Genomic DNA, 19077 nt, shown 5'->3' on the forward strand with positions numbered 1-19077 from the left:
TTTTGGCGTTATATCTACTTCTTTCCCGATAAAAACAGGATTCGCTTCGCCATGATTCGCGATACCATCAAGAGCGCCCAGATCACAGCCATGAAGGCGGGCGATAAGGAACGCCTGGCCGCCGTGCGCCTGATCATGGCCAAGCTGAAGGACCGCGACATCGAACTGCGCGTGGCCAGCAATGTGCCGGACGACGATGTGGTGGTGGTCGAAGTGCTGCAGAAAATGGTCAAGCAGCGTCGCGAATCGATCGACATGTTCAAGAGCGGCGGGCGCGACGAACTGGCGGCCAAGGAACAGAGCGAGCTGGAAGTGATCGAAAGCTTCCTGCCGCAACAGCTGAGCGAGGATGAGACCAAGGCAGCGATCGAGGGGATCAAGGCCGAGGTCGGCGCGGCGAGCGTCAAGGATATGGGCAAGGTGATGGCAGTGCTGAAAGAACGGCACGGCCAGGTGATGGACATGAGCAAGGCCAGCGCGCTGGTGAAGGCGGCGCTTAGCTGAACTGAACTGGCGCTTGTGGTTCCCCACCCGCTTGCGGGAGGGGTCACCCGCACAACCTCCGTTCGTTTCGAGCGAAGTCGAGAAACGAAAGGCGTGACGCTCGACACTCGGACTGGTTCAGGCATATTCCGCACATGGCTTTCTGGACCTACATGCTCAAATGCTCTGACGGTCGATATTATACCGGCCATACCGACAATCTCGATCAGCGCATCGGCCAGCATCAATGCGGTGAAGGCAGCGCCTTCACGCGAAAACGTCGTCCGGTGGTGCTGGTCTGGAGCGAAACTTTCGGCACGCGGATCGAGGCATTGGAAGCGGAGCAGATCATCGGCGGCTGGTCGCGTGCCAAGAAAGAGGCGCTGATCGCCGGGAACTGGTCATTGGTGTCGCACTTCGCCAGACCACCGCGTGAGCGAAATCCGGCCCATACCCCGTTCGTTTCGAGCGAAGTCGAGAAACCGCAAATGCCGCGTGCGGGTTTCTCGACTTCGCTCGAAACGAACGGCGGTGGTGAAGTGCCGCCGGAGGGGAGATTTTGAGCCTAACACCCGCCTTTCTCGACGAATTGCGTGCGCGCACGTCGCTGTCCACGCTGATCGGGCGTACCGTGAAGGTGCAGAAGGCCGGGCGCGAGTATAAGGCGTGCTGCCCGTTCCATAACGAGAAAACGCCCAGCTTCACCATCAACGACGAGAAGGGGTTTTACCACTGTTTCGGCTGCGGGGCGCATGGCGATGCGATCCGCTGGATGACCGACCAGCGCGGCCTGCCCTTCATGGAGGCGGTCAAGGAATTGGCGCAGGCGGCGGGGATGGATGTCCCTGCGCCCGATCCGCGTGCGGCGCAGCGGGCGGAGGCGGCCAAGGGGCTGCATGATGCCATGGCAGCGGCGCAAAGCTTTTTTGAGGAGCAGCTGGGCGGGATCGACGGCGCGGAGGCGCGGGCTTATCTGGGCAAGCGCGGGATCAGCGATGCGACGCGGCGGACCTTCGGCTTTGGTTATTCGCCCGATGGACGCGGGCGGCTGAAAGCTGCGCTCAAGGAATTTGGCGAGCCGATGCTCGTTGAAGCGGGCCTCCTGATCAACCCAGACGGTGCCGAGCCGGATGGCGGTAAAACCAAAAAGCGCGACACATACGACCGTTTCCGTGGCCGACTGATGCTGCCGATCCGGGACATTCGCGGGCGGGTGATCGCTTTTGGCGGGCGGATTTTGGGCGCGGGAGAGCCGAAATATCTCAATTCCCCCGACACGCCTTTGTTCGACAAGGGACGCACGCTCTACAATATCGACCGCGCCTCCCCCGCCAGCCGCAATACGGGCCGGGTGATCGTGGTCGAAGGCTATATGGACGTAATCGCGCTGGCGCAGGCGGGCTTTGGCGATGCGGTCGCGCCGCTGGGAACCGCGCTGACCGAGCATCAGATCGAGCGATTGTGGAAGATGGTCGAGGTGCCGATCCTGTGCTTCGATGGCGATTCGGCGGGGCAGAAGGCGGCGATCCGCGCGGCGATCCGCGCCCTGCCCCTGCTGCGCCCCGGCCATAGCCTGGCCTTTGCGACGCTGCCGGCGGGGAAAGACCCAGACGATCTGATCCGCGCCGAAGGGCCAGCGGCCATGGACGCCCTCCTGAACGCCGCGCAGCCGCTGGTCGATCGGCTGTGGAGCCATGAACAGAGCGTCGCCCCGCTCGACACGCCGGAGCAGAAGGCCGCGCTCAAGCAAAGGCTGGCCGCGATCACCGAGGCGATTGGCCATGCCGACGTGCGCGCCCATTATGCCCATGCGTTTCGCGAACGCTATGATGCGCTGTTCTTCGCGCGCCCCGCCTTCAACAGCGCCCCGCGCGGGCAAGGCACCAACAATGCAGGGCGGTGGCAACGCGACAAGAAGGGCAATTGGAAAGCGCCGATCGCCCCGGTCGGACAGGAAGCGCGCGCGATCGGTGCGACCGGCATGGAACAGCGGCTGCTCCGCGCGATTCTGGCCAGTTTGCTGCGCCATCCCGACCAGATTGTCCGCCACCGCGAGACTCTGGCGAGCCTGCATGTGGCCGATCGGGCGCTGGGTCAGCTGCTCGCCGCGATGATTGCTGCTTCCTTTCGCAAAGAAACAGTTGAAACTGATGGCCTCCTTACCATATTGGGGCCAGGTGAAGTGTATAATATGGCGAAGGGGATGCTTCGGGCCGACACGTTCACATTCACCCCCCACAGGATGATAACCGACGCCGATCGCGTGACCCGCGATCTGGAAGAGGCCATTCGGGTGATGGCGCAGGGACCGGAGCTGGACGCTGCGCTGGCGGAGGCGACGAGACGGGCGAGGGATGACCTCAACGAGGAAAGCTATGCCGAGCAGCAACGGGTCCATCGACTGAAAATGGATCATGAAAGCCGCCTGGCGGAACTGGCGCAGTCCGACGACATTGAATGAGATGGTCGTTCCGATATGGAACGAGGGATTTATATGATCGCTTTCGCAAGAGGAAGCGGCGGAGTTAAGGCGAATAAATGGCGACCAAGGCGAACAGCAAAAGTGCGGGTGCGGGCGATGGCGGGGATGAAGGCGGCGATGCCCCCCTGCTCGACCTCAACGAAGCCTCGGTCAAGAAGCTGCTCGCCCGTGCCAAGAAGCGCGGCTACATCACCTATGACGAGCTGAACAACGCCCTGCCGCAGGACCAGATGTCCTCCGAGCAGATCGAAGATGTCATGTCCGCGCTCAACGACATGGGCGTCAACATCGTCGAAAATGAAGAAGCCAGCGATGATGGTGAGGACCAGCAGCGCGAGGATGATAATGACGACGCCAATGAGGCGGCGGAGGACGATGACGGCTCGCCCCGGCTGATCACCGAGAAGAAGAAGGAAACGGTCGATCGCACCGACGATCCCGTTCGCATGTATCTGCGCGAAATGGGCGCGGTGGAACTGCTCAGCCGTGAGGGCGAAATCGCCATCGCCAAGCGGATCGAGGCTGGCCGCGACACGATGATCCTGGGGCTGTGCGAAAGCCCGACGACCTTCAACGCGATCATCGAATGGTCGACCGCGCTCAACAATGGCGAAATGCAGCTGCGCGAGATCCTCGATCTCGACGCGATGCTGTCCAAGGACCCAGCGCCTGAAAGCCTGGAGGAAGGCGCCGAGGATGACGATGGCGAGATAAGCGAAAAGACCGCCGGTCCCAGCTTCAAGGAAGAGGAGGAGCCTGAAGAGGAGTCTGCCGACGCCGACGAGGATGAGGACGGCAACGAACGCCGCCCCCGCCGGGTCGAAGAGGAAGAGGAGGAGGACAATACCCTCTCCCTCGCCCAGATGGAAGAAACGCTCAAGCCGATGGCGCTGGAGAAGTTTGCGACCATCACGGAGATTTTCCGCGCCTTTTCGAGCATCCAGGCCGCGCGCATGTTGGCCATGGGCAATGGCGACGCGCTGAGCCAGGCGCAAGAGGACAGCTATCACGAGCTGCGCGAAAGCCTGACCGCGCAGGTCGAAAGCGTGCAGTTCCACCAGCAGAAGATCGAATATCTGGTCGATCAGCTCTATGCCTATAACCGACGCCTGACCGCGCTGGGCGGGCAGATGCTGCGTCTGGCCGAACGGCACAAGGTGCCGCGCAAGGATTTCCTCGACCGCTATGTGAACCATGAGCTGGACGATGGCTGGATGGACCGGGTCGCGGGCCTCGACAAGAAATGGACCGCCTTCGTCGCTGCCGAAGGGCGCGCGGTGGAGCGCATCCGCACTGAAGTCAGCGAAATCGCGCAGGCGACCGGCATGTCGCTCAGCGAATTCCGCCGCATCGTCAACATGGTGCAGAAGGGCGAGCGCGAGGCACGGATCGCCAAGAAGGAAATGGTCGAGGCGAACCTGCGCCTGGTCATCTCCATCGCTAAAAAATATACGAACCGTGGCCTGCAATTCCTTGATCTTATTCAGGAAGGCAATATCGGCCTGATGAAGGCGGTCGATAAGTTCGAATATCGCCGCGGCTACAAGTTCAGCACCTATGCGACCTGGTGGATCCGGCAGGCTATTACCCGGTCGATCGCCGATCAGGCGCGGACCATCCGTATTCCGGTCCATATGATCGAGACGATCAACAAGCTGGTGCGCACCAGCCGCCAGTTCCTGCACGAGCAGGGCCGCGAACCGACCCCGGAGGAGATGGCCGAGCGCCTCTCCATGCCGCTGGAGAAGGTGCGCAAGGTGATGAAGATCGCCAAGGAGCCGATCTCCCTCGAAACGCCGATCGGCGACGAGGAGGACAGCCATCTGGGCGACTTCATCGAGGACAAGAATGCGATCATCCCGGTGGACGCCGCGATTCAGGCGAACCTGAAGGAAACCGTCACCCGCGTGCTGGCGTCACTGACGCCGCGCGAGGAGCGCGTGCTGCGGATGCGCTTTGGCATCGGCATGAATACCGACCATACGCTGGAGGAAGTGGGCCAGCAGTTCAGCGTGACCCGCGAACGCATCCGCCAGATCGAGGCCAAGGCGCTGCGCAAGCTCAAGCACCCAAGCCGCAGCCGCAAGATGCGCAGTTTCCTCGACCAGTAAGCTGCGGCTTATCGGTGATTATCAAAGGGCGGTCTGCACAGGCCGCCCTTTTTTCTCGTCCGTAAACCGCTCCTTTACCCCGTTGCCCTAGCTTGACCGTCAAATCCCCGCTGGCGGACCGGGGTTGATAGGAAATGGCATATGAGCGAAGCGGCACCACGCTATCAATTTGGCGACATATCGCGGATATTGGAGGCGCTGGTCGCTGCCGATGGCACGGCGGCCCATGCCTATGCCAATCGGGCGGGTGCCAGCGTGGCGCGCGATTCGCTGCTGTCGCTGGGCGACCTTGCCGATGGTGCCTATTATCTTTGCCTGCTTCATGGCCGCCATCCCGGTGTGATCGATCATGCAGCCACCCGATCGGCCGACAATGCCGCCCGTGCCTGGCTGATCGAGGCGGCCGATTCCTTTGCCACCGAACGCGCCTATCTGACCCAGGTTTCCGTTGCCGTCGGCCCTGCCCCCAGCACGGCGGGCCAGGCCGATTGCGAAACCACCGTCGGGCAGCAACGCCATGCGCTCGACATGCTCGCCCAGTCCGACCGGCGCGGCTGCGCCATGGGCGCAGCGATGGCGCTGGTGCTGGACTGGCGCGCGGTGCGCCATATTCTGGACATGGCGGCGATCCGCGCGGGGCTGGAGCCGCATCGCTGCACCCTGCCCGACCGTACCGCCACGCTGGAGGTCGCGCGTGCGATCGGCGGCGATGATGTGGTGGACCGGGCAATCCAGTTTGGCGCGCGCCAGTTGCTGAACCAGCATCGCGGCCTGTGGGATCTGCTCGCCGCCCGCGCCGACGTGCGTGCGCGTCAGCTCTGACCCCTCACCGATAACGCCGACGCGGCTTGCGTCCCTGCCCCGCTTTGCCTAGTCCGAAAGCAGGACAGCAAGGCGGACCAGAAATATGCGTTTTGAAGGCACCCAGGATTATGTCGCCACCGACGACCTGAAGGTCGCGGTCAATGCCGCGGTGCTGCTGCGCCGCCCGCTGGTGGTGAAGGGGGAACCGGGGACGGGCAAGACCGTGCTGGCGCAGGAGATTGCGACGGCGCTCGGCGCGCCGCTGATCGAATGGAACGTCAAGTCCACGACCAAGGCGCATCAGGGTCTGTATGAGTATGACGCCGTCGCCCGCCTGCGCGACGGCCAGTTGGGCGACGAGCGCGTCCACGACATTTCCAACTATATCCGCAAGGGCAAGCTGTGGGAGGCGTTCACCTGCCCCACTTTGCCCGTGCTGCTGATCGACGAGATCGACAAGGCCGACATCGAATTTCCCAACGACCTGTTGCAGGAACTCGATCGCATGGCGTTCCATGTTTACGAGACGGGCGAGACGATCGCGGCGAAGGACCGCCCCATCGTCATCATCACGTCGAACAATGAGAAGGAATTGCCCGACGCCTTCCTGCGCCGCTGCTTCTTCCACTATATCAAATTCCCCGATCGCGAGACGATGCAGGCGATTGTCGACGTCCATTTCCCTGGCATCCAGAAGATACTCGTCAGCAAGGCGATGGATATTTTCTACGAGATTCGCGACGTGCCGGGCCTCAAGAAAAAGCCCTCGACCAGCGAGTTGCTCGACTGGCTCAAGCTGCTGCTCAATGAAGATATGCCGCTCGACGTCCTTCAGAACAGCGATCCGACCAAGGCAATCCCGCCGCTGCATGGCGCGCTGCTCAAGAATGAGCAGGATGTGATGATGTTCGAGCGGCTGGCCTTCATGGCGCGGCGGCAGGGGCGCTGACGATGGCGCATGAGGGCGGATGTCTGTGCGGGGCCGTCCGCATCACGATCGACGCGGAACCGATCACCGCGCGCCAATGCTGGTGTCGCCTGTGCCAATATCTGGGCGCAGGATCGGGGACGGTGAATGTCGTGTTTCCGACCGATGCCGTCACGACAACGGGCGAGGTCCGCTGGCACGCCAGCATCGCCGACAGCGGCAATGCGATGCGGCGCGGCTTTTGCCCGCAATGTGGCACGCCGATTTTCAGCATGGCCGAATCGCGCCCGCACCAGACGATCATCCGGGCCGGTGCGCTGGATGATCCGGGCCTGATCGGGCCGCAGGCGGTGATCTGGACCGATGCAGCCCCCGCCTGGGCGCATCATGATCCCGACCTGCCGCACTATCCGGCGCAAATCCCGCCAGTCGCCTGAATTAGGCTCTTGCGCGCACGCGCTTTGTCTGTAGCGTCACTGTCATAGTTCAAGGCCGCGCCAAGATGGTCTGTTCTGGAGAGGGATGCCATGCCGAAGCGCGCGTTATTCCTGGTTTCTGCGATCCTGTCCCTAGCCGCACCTATGTGCGCCTATGCTGCGGACGACGCTGAGGCCTGGACGCCTACCGAGACCGCGATCCGCGCCACCACGGCAGGGATCAGCTTGCCACAGACGATCGCCAGCCTGTCGCTGACCAAGAGCGGCGAGGCTTCCAATGGCGGGCGCGCGGTGGATAATTATGCGCAATATCTCTCGGACGATGGCACGATCCAAGCGACGCTCTACGTCTATCTGCCAACCTATGCCGACGCATCGCTGGCCGCCTATATGACCGACAAGGCGATCATGGAACGGTTCGGATCGCGCACACGGCGCACCGCCTATGCCAGCGCGCCGGTGGCGGGCAAGGCCGACAGCGCGATCCGCGCCGTCTATGACGATGCCGCCGATGGCGCGCTGACCACGGCGGCGGGCTTCGTCCATGCCGGGCGCTGGATCGTCAAGATCCGGGTCACCGGGCCAACCGAACGCCGGGCCGAGGTGCTGGCGGGGCTGGACGGGATGCTGGCGGGGCTGGCAGTGGATGATCCGGCATCGCTTCACACGACCGGGCCTGCCAGGTTCGACAGCTGTCCCGCAGCCGACACCCATGATGCGCGCCTGACGAAGGACGACGCTGCGACCGCCGCTCCGCAGGATGTGCGCATCCCGCGTGAGGGCAAGGACGCGCTGTGCGTGCGCGGCACGGTGGCCACCGCCGATGGCAGCTATGACATGCTCCAGCAGGCCGGGCGCAGCGACGGCGCGATCATCGTGCCGGTGGATGACAGCGGCACGGTGCTGGCGTTTGATCCGGCCGCCCACGGCAAGGGTTACAAGCTGTCGATCCATATGGTCGGGCAGACCGACCTCTATGGCATCTATGACCGCGTCCCCAGCCCGCGCCAGATCGCCGCGATCCTGGACGGCAAAGACCCGCAAACCGCCAAGGTCGAAGCGACCGCCGCCTATGCCGCCAATGGTGTCGTCACGATGGTGCGCCACTGACGCGCGGCATCAGCTTTGTGCGGCGATCCACTGACGGGTCGTCGCCAGCATCCGGGCGGCACGGGCGTCAAGATCGGGATAGGCGTCGCGCAACGCCTTCGATCGTTCTTCTATCGCGATCGGAATGCCCGGCGGCAACGCTTCACAGAGCGCCGATAGCGGCAGACCGCCCTGCCCCATTGCCATGCGACCGTCGATCGCTTCGGTCAGGATCGCGGCGGGATCGTTCGGGTCCGCGCCGGGATCGGGGGCGTCACAGAGCTGGACATAGCTAAGCCAGCTCGGCGGCACGGCGGCAATATCCGCCAACGTGCCACCCGACCGTCGCCAGTGCAGCGCATCAATCAGCAGCGCCATGGCGGGATGACTTATCCGGCGCAGGATGGCGCTGGCCTGCGCGATGGTTTTGACCTGCGTGAACAGGCCGAATTCCAGATTGATGCGCAGGCCATCGCCCGCCTGCTCGGCCAAGGCGGCCAGTTTTGCAGCCGTCGCGCCGGCATCGGGATCGCTGCTGACGCACAGGACATTGCGCGCGCCCAGTTCCAGCGCGACATCGACCAGTCGATCATGATCGGGATCAGGCGGACCGGGCTTGATCCACACCACTTCCATGTCGATCAGCGGCAGCCCGCTGTCCCGCAACGCGGCGCGCACCGCGCGCGTCGTTGCCGGGGACCAGGTCGCCGCATCATACCACATGCCGCCATAGTCGAAGCCCGCCCGCGCCGCTGCCTCGACCAGTTGCAGCGGGCTTGCTTCGGGCATGATGCCCGACGCCATGGCGATCGGGTTGCGCCTCACCCCGCGGCCATGGCGGCGGCGACCGATGCCTCTATGTCCGCCTTGCTCGGATTGGCGCGCAGGGTCAGGCCACCGCTCACCTGGAGATTCTGGCCGGTCATGAAACATTCGTCACTGGCCAGGAATACGCAGCTGGCCGCGATATCTGCCGACGTGCCGTAGCGCCCCAGTGGATAGCCTTTTTTGAACGCCTCCATCAGGCCGGGCACGGCGGCGGCATCGGCTGTCATCGGGGTTTCGGTGAGGCCGGGCGACACGCTGTTGGCGCGGATGCCCAGATGGCCAAATTCATTGGCGACGGTGCGGATCATATGATCTGTCCCGGCCTTGGTCGCCATATAGGCGGCATGGTCATGGAACATGATCGTCGCGGTCGCGGAGCTGATCTGGATGATCGATCCGCCGCCGCGCCGCTCCATCGCCGGAATCAGCGCCTGCGCCAGCTGGAACGGCCCGCGCAGTTGCAGCGCATACATGGCGTCCAGTTCGTCCTGCGTCGTTTCGAGGAAAGGTTTGAGCAGCCCCCAGCCGGTGGCGTTGACGGCAATGTCGATGCCACCCAGCGCCTGTTCGGCGGCATCGACCATGGCGAAGATGCTGGCGCGATCGGTCATGTCGCCGGGGATGGCGACGCCGCCAATCTCGTCAGCCAGAGACTGCATGGCGTCGATCCTGCGCCCGGCAAGGGCGACGCGCGCGCCTTCGGCAGCGAAGCGGCGGGCGATGGTCTGGCCCATATTGTCCTTGCCAGCCGCGCCGACCACCAATGCCGTCTTGCCTTGCAGACGCGCCATATCATCCTCCCTCAACGCAGCTTCTTTGTTGCCTGGATGAAGGGATTAACGCCGGGGGCCAACTCGGCTTTGTGCTAGGCATCCGCACCCAACCCGGTGAAGCCCGCCGCGACGAAATCGACCAGCCGGTCGACCATGGCGTCCAGATCGCTGGAGCTGAAACGCCCGCCCGATTGCCGGTCGAGCATCCCGCTTTCGACCAATATATGCGTGGTCATCGCCTGAAAAAAGAAGAAGCACCAATGGACGTCGCCTTCGTTCATTTCCGGGTGGAGCGCGTGAAGGGCGTGGACATAGGCGGCGATCAGATCGTCGAAATGCTGGCGGAAGGGGGAAACAAACGCCTCCCCCTGCGGCAGGTTGGCGACAAGGGCCATCAGCCGGATATAATTTTTCCAGCCCGGCCCGCCGCGCATCGATCGATCGACGATCGGGGTGATGAAGGCCCGGATGATGGCGCGGCGGCGGTCGGTGCGGCTGCCATCCAGCGTCACTGCCTGCGCCAGCGCCTGGGTCATGCCGTCGGCATGTTCGCCCGCCCGGCGGTCGATCACGGCGCGGAAAAGGTCATCCTTCGACCCGAAATGATAATGGGTCAGCGCGACCTGAACCCCCGCCTCGGTGGCGATGTCGCGCAGCGAGACGCCGTAGAAACCGCGCTGCGAAAAGAGCGACTCGGCGGCGTCGAGGATGCGGGCTGCGGTCTCCGGCGCACGGCGACGGTCGGGCTTTGGCGAGGCTTTGGCACCTGTCTCAGCACCTGACGTTTCCGCTAGTTTTAACGTATTTCCGCCCATTTCAGACCTATGCCCGACGAATTGACAGGCGACAAGCCGCGCCGATATATTTAGTCGATCGTTCAAATAATAAACGAGAGGCGTGTCATGACGGTGGAATCCTTTCTGGGTCGCAGTATCGCGGACTATGATCCGCCCGTCCGCGGCGACCGCATTACCGGTGAGCGCTATTATGCGCAGCGCTGGGCGGACGCGGAATGGCAGCATGTCTGGACCAGGACCTGGCATATTGGCGGCATGGCGGCCGATCTGGAGGAAGCGGGCGATTTCCTGACCCATGCGATCGGGCGGGAATCGATCGTCATGCTCTGTCAGGAGGATGGGTCGGTCAAAGCCTTTTACAATGCCTGCAAGCATCGCGGCTATCGGCTGGCCTGGACCGAGGTGGGCGGCGCGCCGCTGCTGACCTGCGGCTATCATGGCTGGAAATATGCGCCCGACGGCACGCTGGCCCATGTGCAGGACCCGGATGATTTTCCGGGCGGTTCGCCCTGCGGCAAGGTAAAGCTGGAGGAAATTCCCTGCACGGTGTGGGGCGGGTTCGTGTGGTTCACCATGGATCGCGACGCGGCTCCTTTAAGCGAATGGCTGGGCGCGGCGGGCGTGCAGCTGGAACAGTGGCAGATGGACAAGATGACGCGGGTAATGGCGCTCAAGTCCGATGTGCCATGCAACTGGAAGATCATTCGCGACAATTTCAACGAAAGCTATCATCTGCCCACGCTCCACCCGCAAATTGCCGGGTCGATCGACGATGCGCTGGACGGCACCATCTTCGAGATGAACCCTGAAGGCCATAATTGCATGGTGATGCGGGGCTTGAAGCCATCGGGCCGCTATCCGACTGCTGACATATTGGAAATGCCGCTGGCGCAGGCGCTGGACTATTGGGAGCTGGACCCCAAGGATTTCGAAGGCCGCGCCAGCTTGGCCCGCGAGGCGATATTGGCGCAGAAGCGCAAGCTGGGCGCGGCCAAGGGCTATGCCCATTATGCCGCAATGGGCGACAGCGAGATTATCGACTATCATCATTACACGCTGTTTCCCAACATCACCCTGACCATGTGGCCGGACGGGTTCCAGCTGCTGCGGTCGGAGCCGCACCCGACCGACCCGGAGCGCTGCATTTTCGACCATTGGTTCATGGCGCATGAAATCCCCGGCAGCGATGTCGTGTTCGGGCCGATGGGACCAACGCCGTTCGAGCAGGTCGAGCGCGAGACCGTGGTGTTCGGGACCAAAACCCTGGGCGATGTTGCTGATCAGGATATGAGCGTGGCGATCGGCCAGCAGCAGGGACTGCATTCGCGCGGCTATACTGGCGGTATGCTGGCGGGGCAGGAAAAGCGGGTGCAGATGTTCCATGAGCGGCTAAACGACCTGTGCGACATCCATGACTGAGGCGGACGCTGTTGCGGTCCTGATCGCCAAGCAGCAGTTGGCCGAACTGACCATGGCCTATTGCCGGGGCGTGGATCGCGCGGATGTCGCCCTGCTCCGGTCGATCTTTCATGAGGACAGCGTCGTGGAAAGCGGCGTGTTCAATGGCAGCGGGGCGGATTTTGCCGTGGAGATTTGCGCCATCGTCCAGTCCGCCTTTCACCAGACATCGCATATGACGACCAACCAGTGGTTCCGGGTCAATAGCGACGAGGCTGTCGGCGAATCCTATGTGTTCGGGGTGGCGACGCCGCGCCAAAAAGCCGACCGGTCGGTGCAGATGCTGTCGGGCGGGCGCTATCTCGATCGCTTTGCGCGGCGGAACGGCGTGTGGAAATTTAGCGCGCGCCGCTATGTCAGCGACTGGGCGATCCACCAGCCGTCGGGCGGGCCGGACGATGTGCTGCGCGCCCCCTATCCGTTGCGCGGCACGCAGGGGGCGGACGATCCCGTCCATGATCTTTGGAAAGGACCGGGCCAATGAGTGCCACCATGAACCGCCGATTCATTCTGGCGGCGCGACCGGACGGGCTGCCCAAAGAGAGCGATTTCCGGCTGGAGGATAGCCCCCTGCCCGCGCCCGGCCCCGGCCAGATCGTCATCCGCAACCATTATGCCTCGCTCGACCCGGCCATTCGCGGCTGGCTGGACGATGCGCCAAGCTATTTGCCGCCGGTCGCGCTGGGGGACGCGGTGCGGGCATCGACGATCGGCACGGTCGAGGCGAGCAATGTCGATCGGTTCCAGCCCAGCGACTGGGTGATGGGGCTGAACCGGATCGAGCAATATAGCGTCGTGACGCCGGACGATTTCATGCATCCGATCGACGTGTCGCTGGCCCCGTCGGTGACGAGTTACCTGTCCTCCATGGGCGCGGTCGGGCTGACGGCCTGGTTCGGGGTCAGCGAGATTATGAAGCCCAAGGCGGGCCAGACCGTGCTGGTCAGCGGCGCGGCGGGCGCGGTTGGCTCCATGGTCGGGCAGCTGGCGAAATTGCAGGGCGCGCGGGTGGTTGGCATCGCCGGGGGCGCGGCGAAATGCGCCCGGCTGATCGACCATTATGGCTTTGACGCAGCGATCGACTATCGCGGCAAGGATGTCGCGGCGCTGGCGGCGGACATTGGGGAGGCCTGCCCGCAGGGGATCGACCATGTCTATGAGAATGTCGGCGGCACCTGCCTCGACGCGACGCTGCTGCATATCAACACGCGAGCGCAGATCATCCTGTGCGGGCTGATCGCCGAATATAATGGTGAGCCGCAGGGCGCGCGCAATATCTGGCAGTTGATCGTCAAGAGCGCGACGATGCGCGGCTATCTGCTCATGGAATTTGTCGATCGCTTCCCCGAAGGCAGCCGCGCCATCGCGGCGCTGATTGCACAGGGCAAGCTGCGCTTCGACGAGCATATCGAGGAGGGGATCGACCGCGCCTATCCCGCCTTCATGCGATTGTTCGATGGCAGCAATGACGGGAAGATGATCCTGAAACTCGCCTGACAGGGGCATCAAGCGACTGGATTTGCGCCCCGACTGTCGCCATGCTGAACCGATAGCGAGTTCAGGGGAGAATGGGTCATGGCGACCGGCATAGAGGACGGCCTGCCCAAACATCATGGCGCGACCCAGAATGAGAAGCTGGTCATCGCCGCCTCCTCGCTGGGGACGGTATTCGAATGGTATGATTTCTATCTCTACGGGCTGCTGGCCACCTATATTTCGGCGCAATTCTTCTCCGGCGTGAACGAGACGACCGGGTTCATATTTGCGCTCGCGGCCTTTGCGGCGGGCTTTGCGGTGAGGCCATTCGGGGCGATCGTGTTCGGGCGGATCGGCGACATGGTCGGGCGCAAGAATACATTTCTGGTGACGATGGGGATCATGGGCCTGTCGACCTTCGCGGTCGGGCTGTTGCCCAGCTATGCCAGCATCGGCGTCGCCGCGCCGATCATCCTGCTGATCATGCGGCTGGCGCAGGGGCTGGCGCTGGGCGGCGAATATGGCGGGGCGGCGACCTATGTGGCCGAACATGCGCCGGAGGGGAAGCGCGGCCTCTATACCAGCTGGATCCAGACGACCGCGACCTTCGGCCTGTTTGCCGCGCTGCTGGTGGTGATCGGCTTTCGCTTCGCACTGGGTGAGGACGCCTTTGCCGCCTGGGGCTGGCGACTGCCGTTCCTGATTTCCATCCTGCTGCTGGGCGTGTCGATGTGGATACGATTGCAGCTGAATGAAAGCCCGGTCTTTCAGAAGATGAAGGATGAGGGCACGGTGTCGAAGGCACCGCTGACCGAGGCGTTCGGCCAATGGGGCAATCTGCGCTGGGTCATCATCGCGCTGCTGGGCGCAGTGATGGGGCAGGCGGTGGTCTGGTATGCCGGGCAATTCTATGCGCTCTTCTTTCTGGAAAAGACGCTGCGGGTGGATGGGGCGACGGCCAATATCCTGATCGCGATCGCGCTGGCGCTGGCGACGCCTTTCTTCGTGTTCTTTGGCTGGCTTAGCGACAAGATCGGGCGCAAGCCGATCATCCTCGGCGGCTGCGCATTGGCGGCGATCAGCTACTTCCCGCTGTTCGGCGCGCTGACGAGCGCCGCCAATCCGGCGCTGGCGGCGGCGCAGGCGGCGGCGCCGGTCACGATCGTCGCCCATAGGGAGGAGTGTTCATTCCAGTTCGATCCGGTCGGCAAGAACCAGTTTGACCGGACAAGCTGCGACGTCGCCAAAGCCTATATGGCCAAGACCGGGGTGAGCTACGCCAATGTCGAGGCGGCAGCGGGCAGTCCGGCTGTGGTCAAGGTCGGCAGCGCCAGCTTTGCCGCGCCCGATGCGGCCACGCTGGCTGGTCCTGACAAAAAGGCGGCGATTGCGGGCTTTCAGGATGCGCTGAAAGGCGGTCTGGCGCAGGCTGGCTATCCCGCCAAGGCGGACAGCGGTCAGATCGACAAGGTCGCGGTGGTCGCGATCCTGTGGGCGCTCGCGATGCTGGTGACGATGGTCTATGGCCCGATCGCCGCGATGCTGGTCGAGCTGTTCCCCAGCCGTATCCGCTACACGTCGATGTCGCTGCCCTACCATATCGGCAATGGCTGGTTCGGCGGCTTCCTGCCGACGACAGCCTTTGCGATGGTCGCAGCGACCGGGAATATCTATTACGGCCTCTGGTATCCGGTGCTGATCGCGGCGGCGACGGTGGGGGTCGGGTTGCTGTTCCTGCCCGAAACATTCCGGCGCAATATCGACGAGTGAGACAGTGAGCCGGACATAGTGAAACGACCGCTCAGCCGATCATCATCAGGCTGGCATTGCCCCCCGCAGCGGTGGTGTTGATGGACGTGGAGACCTCCTCCATCAGCCAGTCGAGGCAATAGCCGTCCAGCCCCGGCGCATGGACCGGGACGATGCGGCCCGGCCAGTTGGCGACGTCCTGTACCATGGCCGAGACTATGTCCGGCTCACCGTCGACCAGCACAGCGGCTATGGGCGTGTTGGCGGGAATGGCGAAGCGGGCAGCGACGTCCGTCGGCAGACCGGGGGGCAGCGCCATCCCCTGCACCAGCGCGTCATTGCCGGTCGCGAGGATCGCGGCCATCTGGCGGAACAGGCCCGCGCGGGTCGCAGGGCGCAGCAGCATCGTGCCGCGCGGGTGTAGCGTATAGAGATTGCGCTCCCCCACCGGGCCGGGCAGCGTCAACTCAAGCCCCAAGGCGGACATGTCGCCAATGCGGCGGGCGTGGGCGGCGGCGTCCCCCTCCCCCTGCGCGTCGAGCCAGTCGGCAAAGCTGTGGAGCGGGGAGATGAGCGGTGTGACCCCCGCCGCGCTGACCGGCGGGGTGGTGACGAGGCGGCCGACATAGAGCGGGCCGCCAGCCTTGGGACCAGTGCCGGACAGGCCGCAGCCGCCAAAAGGCTGGACCCCGACGATCGCGCCGATGACGTTGCGGTTCACATAGATATTGCCGACCTTCACCCGCGATGTGACCCGCGCGATGGTTTCGTCGAGGCGGGTGTGCAGGCCGAAGGTCAGGCCGTAGCCGGTGGCGTTGATCGCATCGACCAGCGCGTCCAGCCCGTCCCGTTTGAACCGCAGGACATGGAGGACCGGGCCGAAAATCTCGCGGTCGAGGTCTGTCAGGCTGTCAATCTCGATGATGGTCGGTGCGACGAAGGTGCCATGCTTCGTTTCGGGCGGGAGCGGCTGTTGCTCCACCTTGCGACCCAGCGCGCGCATGGCGTCGATATGGGACGTGATGCCATCGCGGGCTTCGGCGGTGATGACCGGGCCGATGTCCACTTTCAGCGCATCGGTGCGGCCGATGCGCAGTTCGGCCAATGCGCCCTTGAGCATGGTCAGGGTGCGGTCGGCGACTTCGTCTTGCAGGCACAACACACGCAGCGCCGAGCAGCGCTGGCCCGCGCTGTCGAAGGCAGAGGCGATGACGTCGGCAACGACCTGTTCGGCCAGCGCGCTGCTGTCCACGATCATCGCATTCTGGCCGCCGGTTTCGGCGATCAGGGGAATGGGCTGTCCGGTGGGCGACAGGCGGGTGGCTAGCTGGCGCTGGATCAGCCGGGCGACTTGCGTTGAGCCGGTGAACATGACGGCGGCGGTCTGCGGCGCGGCGACGAGCGCTGCGCCGATGCGGCCATCGCCGGGCACCAGATGGAGCGCATCGATCGGGACGCCCGCTGCGTGGAGCAGGCGGACGGCTTCGGCGGCGATCAGGGGCGTTTCCTCGGCAGGTTTGGCGAGGACGGCATTGCCCGCGACCAGCGCAGCGGCGACCTGCCCGGTAAAGATGGCGAGCGGGAAGTTCCACGGGCTGATGCAGGTGACGACGCCCAGCGGCTGTTGCTGCGGGCCGAAGCGGGTGCGGGCCTGCTGCGCGTAATAGCGCAGGAAATCGATCGCCTCGCGCACTTCGGCGATGGCGTTGGGGATGGACTTGCCCGCTTCACGGACGATGAGGCCAAGCAGGATGGGCATACGCTCCTGCATCGCGTCAGCCGCGCGATCCAGCGCAGCGGCGCGATCGGCGACGGGGGTTTTGGACCAGACGCAAGCGGCAGCACGGACAGCCGCGGCCTGGGCTTCTTGCGGCGTGGCGTCGATGACGGTGCCGATACAATCGCGATGGTCGGCGGGGTTGCGGACGGGGCGCGCCTCCCCTGCCCCGCCTGCTGGCGCGGCGGTCCAGTCGAGCGTGGCGCTGTGCCGGAGCGCCTGGGTCAGGCTGGCCAGCGTCGTTTCGTCGCTCAGGTCGAGGCCAGCGGCGTTGCGACGGTCGGGGTAGAGGTTCGCGGGAAGCGCGATCAGATCATGATGCGCGCCGGGGTGCGGCATGGCCTGGACCATGTCCACCGGGTCGGCGATCATCTCCTCCACCGACACGGCGGGGTCCGCGATGCGGTTGACGAAACTGCTGTTCGCGCCATTTTCCAGCAGGCGTCGGACAAGATAGGCGAGCAGTGTCTCATGCGTGCCGACCGGCGCGTAGATGCGGCAGGGGCGGTTGAGTTTGCCCGCGCCCACCACCTGTTCGTAAAGCGGTTCGCCCATGCCGTGGAGGCACTGAAATTCATAGGAGCCGATGCTGAAATCCGGGCCGGCCATCTGGTAGATGGTCGCCAGCGTCTGCGCATTATGGGTCGCAAATTGCGGGAACACCGCGTCCGGCGCGGCAAGCAGTTTGCGAGCGCAGGCGATATAGGCGATGTCGGTGTGCAGCTTGCGGGTATAGACCGGGAAGTCGGCCAGGCCATCGACCTGCGCGCGCTTGATTTCCGCGTCCCAATAGGCGCCCTTGACCAGACGCACCATGATCCGCCGGTCGGCGCGGCGGGCGAGATCGACGATCCAGTCGATGACGAAGGGGCAGCGCTTGCCATAGCCCTGCACGACAAAGCCGAGGCCGTTCCAGTCCATTAGCCCCGGATGGAGCGCGAGGCTTTCGAGCAGGTCGAGCGAGAGTTCGAGCCGGTCAGCCTCCTCCGCGTCGATGTTGAAGCCGATATTATAGCGCTTGGCGAGGGCCGCCAGTTGCTGCACGCGGGGCAAGAGTTCGGCCATGACCCGGTCGGCCTGCGCGCGGGCGTAGCGGGGATGGAGTGCCGACAATTTGATCGAAATGCCGGGACCGGCATAGATGCCGCGTCCCGCCGATGCCTTGCCAATGGCGTGGATCGCCTGTTCATAATCGGCATAATAGCGCGCGGCGTCGGCGGCGGTGGTCGCTGCTTCGCCCAGCATGTCATAGCTATAGGCGAACCCCTTGGCCTCCATGACTTTTGCGCGTTTCAAGGCTTCCTTGATGGTTTCACCGGTGACGAACTGTTCGCCCATCATCCGCATGGCAAGGTCCACGCCGCGCCGGATGACCGGTTCGCCCGCGCGGGCGACGAGGCGGGCCAGCGCTGCGCCAAGGCCGCGATCGTCCACGCTGCCGACCAGCTTGCCCGTGACGACCAAACCCCATGTGGCGGCATTGACGAACAGCGACTTGTCGGTCCCCAGATGCGACCCCCAGTCGCCGTCGGCGATCTTGTCGCGGATCAGCGCGTCGCGGGTGGCCGCGTCAGGGATACGCAGCAGGGCTTCGGCGAGGCACATCAGCGCGACGCCCTCCTGACTGGAGAGCGCATATTCCTGCACCAGCCCTTCGACGCCGCTGCCCTTATGATTGGCACGAAGGGCAGTGACGAGGGTGCGGGCGGTGTCGCGGGCGGCGGCGCGGGTCGCGTCGGGAAGGGTCGCAGCTTCGATCAGGGGCGCAAGCGCCTCCGCCTCGTCCCGGCGATAGGCAGCAGTGATCGCCTGGCGCAGGGGGGATTGCGCGCGGATGGCGGGGGCGAAGGCGGCGAAGGGGAGCTGAGCGGTCATGGCGCGCAGA

16 protein-coding genes are annotated in these 19077 nt (G+C 64.2%); 12 read left to right on the forward strand and 4 right to left on the reverse strand.

Annotation, left to right across the window (positions count from 1 at the left end):
• Positions 1-51: 51 nt before the first annotated feature.
• From Q0D44_RS14035 to Q0D44_RS14070, 8 genes are all read left to right on the forward strand, one after another.
• Positions 52-504 carry a GatB/YqeY domain-containing protein gene (locus Q0D44_RS14035; protein WP_294137220.1) on the forward strand — a complete coding sequence of 151 codons (453 nt, stop codon included), beginning with the start codon at positions 52-54 and terminating at the stop codon, positions 502-504.
• 134 nt (positions 505-638) lie between these two features.
• Positions 639-1046, forward strand: coding sequence for a GIY-YIG nuclease family protein (locus Q0D44_RS14040; RefSeq protein WP_294137221.1), 408 nt, complete (start codon positions 639-641; stop codon positions 1044-1046).
• Positions 1043-2944, forward strand: coding sequence for a DNA primase (gene dnaG, locus Q0D44_RS14045; RefSeq protein ID WP_294137223.1), 1902 nt, complete (start codon positions 1043-1045; stop codon positions 2942-2944). Before Q0D44_RS14040 ends, dnaG begins: the two co-directional genes overlap by 4 nt.
• Before the next feature lie 77 nt (positions 2945-3021).
• On the forward strand, positions 3022-5076 hold the full coding sequence (gene rpoD, locus Q0D44_RS14050; RefSeq protein WP_294137225.1) for an RNA polymerase sigma factor RpoD: 2055 nt from the start codon (positions 3022-3024) through the stop codon (positions 5074-5076).
• A 141-nt stretch (positions 5077-5217) separates the two neighbouring features.
• Complete coding sequence (locus Q0D44_RS14055; protein WP_294137227.1) at positions 5218-5898, forward strand: hypothetical protein; 681 nt, start codon at positions 5218-5220, stop codon at positions 5896-5898.
• Positions 5899-5983: 85 nt separating this feature from the next.
• Positions 5984-6829: a MoxR family ATPase gene (locus Q0D44_RS14060; RefSeq protein ID WP_294137228.1), complete on the forward strand. Its 846-nt coding sequence runs from the start codon at positions 5984-5986 to the stop codon at positions 6827-6829.
• A gap of 2 nt (positions 6830-6831) precedes the next feature.
• The gene (locus Q0D44_RS14065) at positions 6832-7245 is read left to right on the forward strand and encodes a GFA family protein (RefSeq protein ID WP_294137229.1); all 414 of its coding nucleotides are present in this window, start codon (positions 6832-6834) and stop codon (positions 7243-7245) included.
• Between the two features lie 90 nt (positions 7246-7335).
• On the forward strand, positions 7336-8355 hold the full coding sequence (locus tag Q0D44_RS14070; protein WP_294137231.1) for a hypothetical protein: 1020 nt from the start codon (positions 7336-7338) through the stop codon (positions 8353-8355).
• Positions 8356-8364: 9 nt separating this feature from the next.
• Here the strand turns inward: Q0D44_RS14070 and Q0D44_RS14075 are convergent, their stop codons facing one another.
• From Q0D44_RS14075 to Q0D44_RS14085, 3 genes are all read right to left on the reverse strand, one after another.
• A complete protein-coding gene (locus Q0D44_RS14075) occupies positions 8365-9159 on the reverse strand; it encodes a TIM barrel protein (RefSeq protein WP_294137232.1) in 795 nt (264 codons plus the stop codon).
• Positions 9156-9953: an SDR family oxidoreductase gene (locus Q0D44_RS14080; RefSeq protein ID WP_294137234.1), complete on the reverse strand. Its 798-nt coding sequence runs from the start codon at positions 9951-9953 to the stop codon at positions 9156-9158. The genes Q0D44_RS14075 and Q0D44_RS14080 overlap by 4 nt, the downstream gene beginning before the upstream one ends.
• Before the next feature lie 74 nt (positions 9954-10027).
• Positions 10028-10750: a TetR family transcriptional regulator gene (locus Q0D44_RS14085; protein ID WP_294137236.1), complete on the reverse strand. Its 723-nt coding sequence runs from the start codon at positions 10748-10750 to the stop codon at positions 10028-10030.
• An 87-nt stretch (positions 10751-10837) separates the two neighbouring features.
• Here Q0D44_RS14085 and Q0D44_RS14090 point away from each other — a divergent pair, with 87 nt between their 5' ends.
• The 4 genes from Q0D44_RS14090 (at position 10838) to Q0D44_RS14105 (ending at position 15436) form a co-directional block, all read left to right on the forward strand.
• Positions 10838-12151: an aromatic ring-hydroxylating dioxygenase subunit alpha gene (locus tag Q0D44_RS14090; RefSeq protein ID WP_294137240.1), complete on the forward strand. Its 1314-nt coding sequence runs from the start codon at positions 10838-10840 to the stop codon at positions 12149-12151.
• Complete coding sequence (locus Q0D44_RS14095) at positions 12144-12674, forward strand: nuclear transport factor 2 family protein (protein ID WP_294137243.1); 531 nt, start codon at positions 12144-12146, stop codon at positions 12672-12674. The genes Q0D44_RS14090 and Q0D44_RS14095 overlap by 8 nt, the downstream gene beginning before the upstream one ends.
• Before the next feature lie 8 nt (positions 12675-12682).
• Positions 12683-13687, forward strand: coding sequence for an NADP-dependent oxidoreductase (locus Q0D44_RS14100; RefSeq protein WP_294137245.1), 1005 nt, complete (start codon positions 12683-12685; stop codon positions 13685-13687).
• 78 nt (positions 13688-13765) lie between these two features.
• Positions 13766-15436 carry an MFS transporter gene (locus Q0D44_RS14105; protein WP_294137251.1) on the forward strand — a complete coding sequence of 557 codons (1671 nt, stop codon included), beginning with the start codon at positions 13766-13768 and terminating at the stop codon, positions 15434-15436.
• A 31-nt stretch (positions 15437-15467) separates the two neighbouring features.
• Here the strand turns inward: Q0D44_RS14105 and putA are convergent, their stop codons facing one another.
• Positions 15468-19067, reverse strand: a complete 3600-nt coding sequence (gene putA / locus Q0D44_RS14110) for a trifunctional transcriptional regulator/proline dehydrogenase/L-glutamate gamma-semialdehyde dehydrogenase (RefSeq protein WP_294137253.1) — start codon at positions 19065-19067, stop codon at positions 15468-15470.
• Positions 19068-19077: the final 10 nt, after the last annotated feature.

Source organism: Sphingobium sp. (genome assembly GCA_023266575.1).
In the GTDB taxonomy this organism is placed as follows: Bacteria; Pseudomonadota; Alphaproteobacteria; order Sphingomonadales; family Sphingomonadaceae; genus Sphingobium.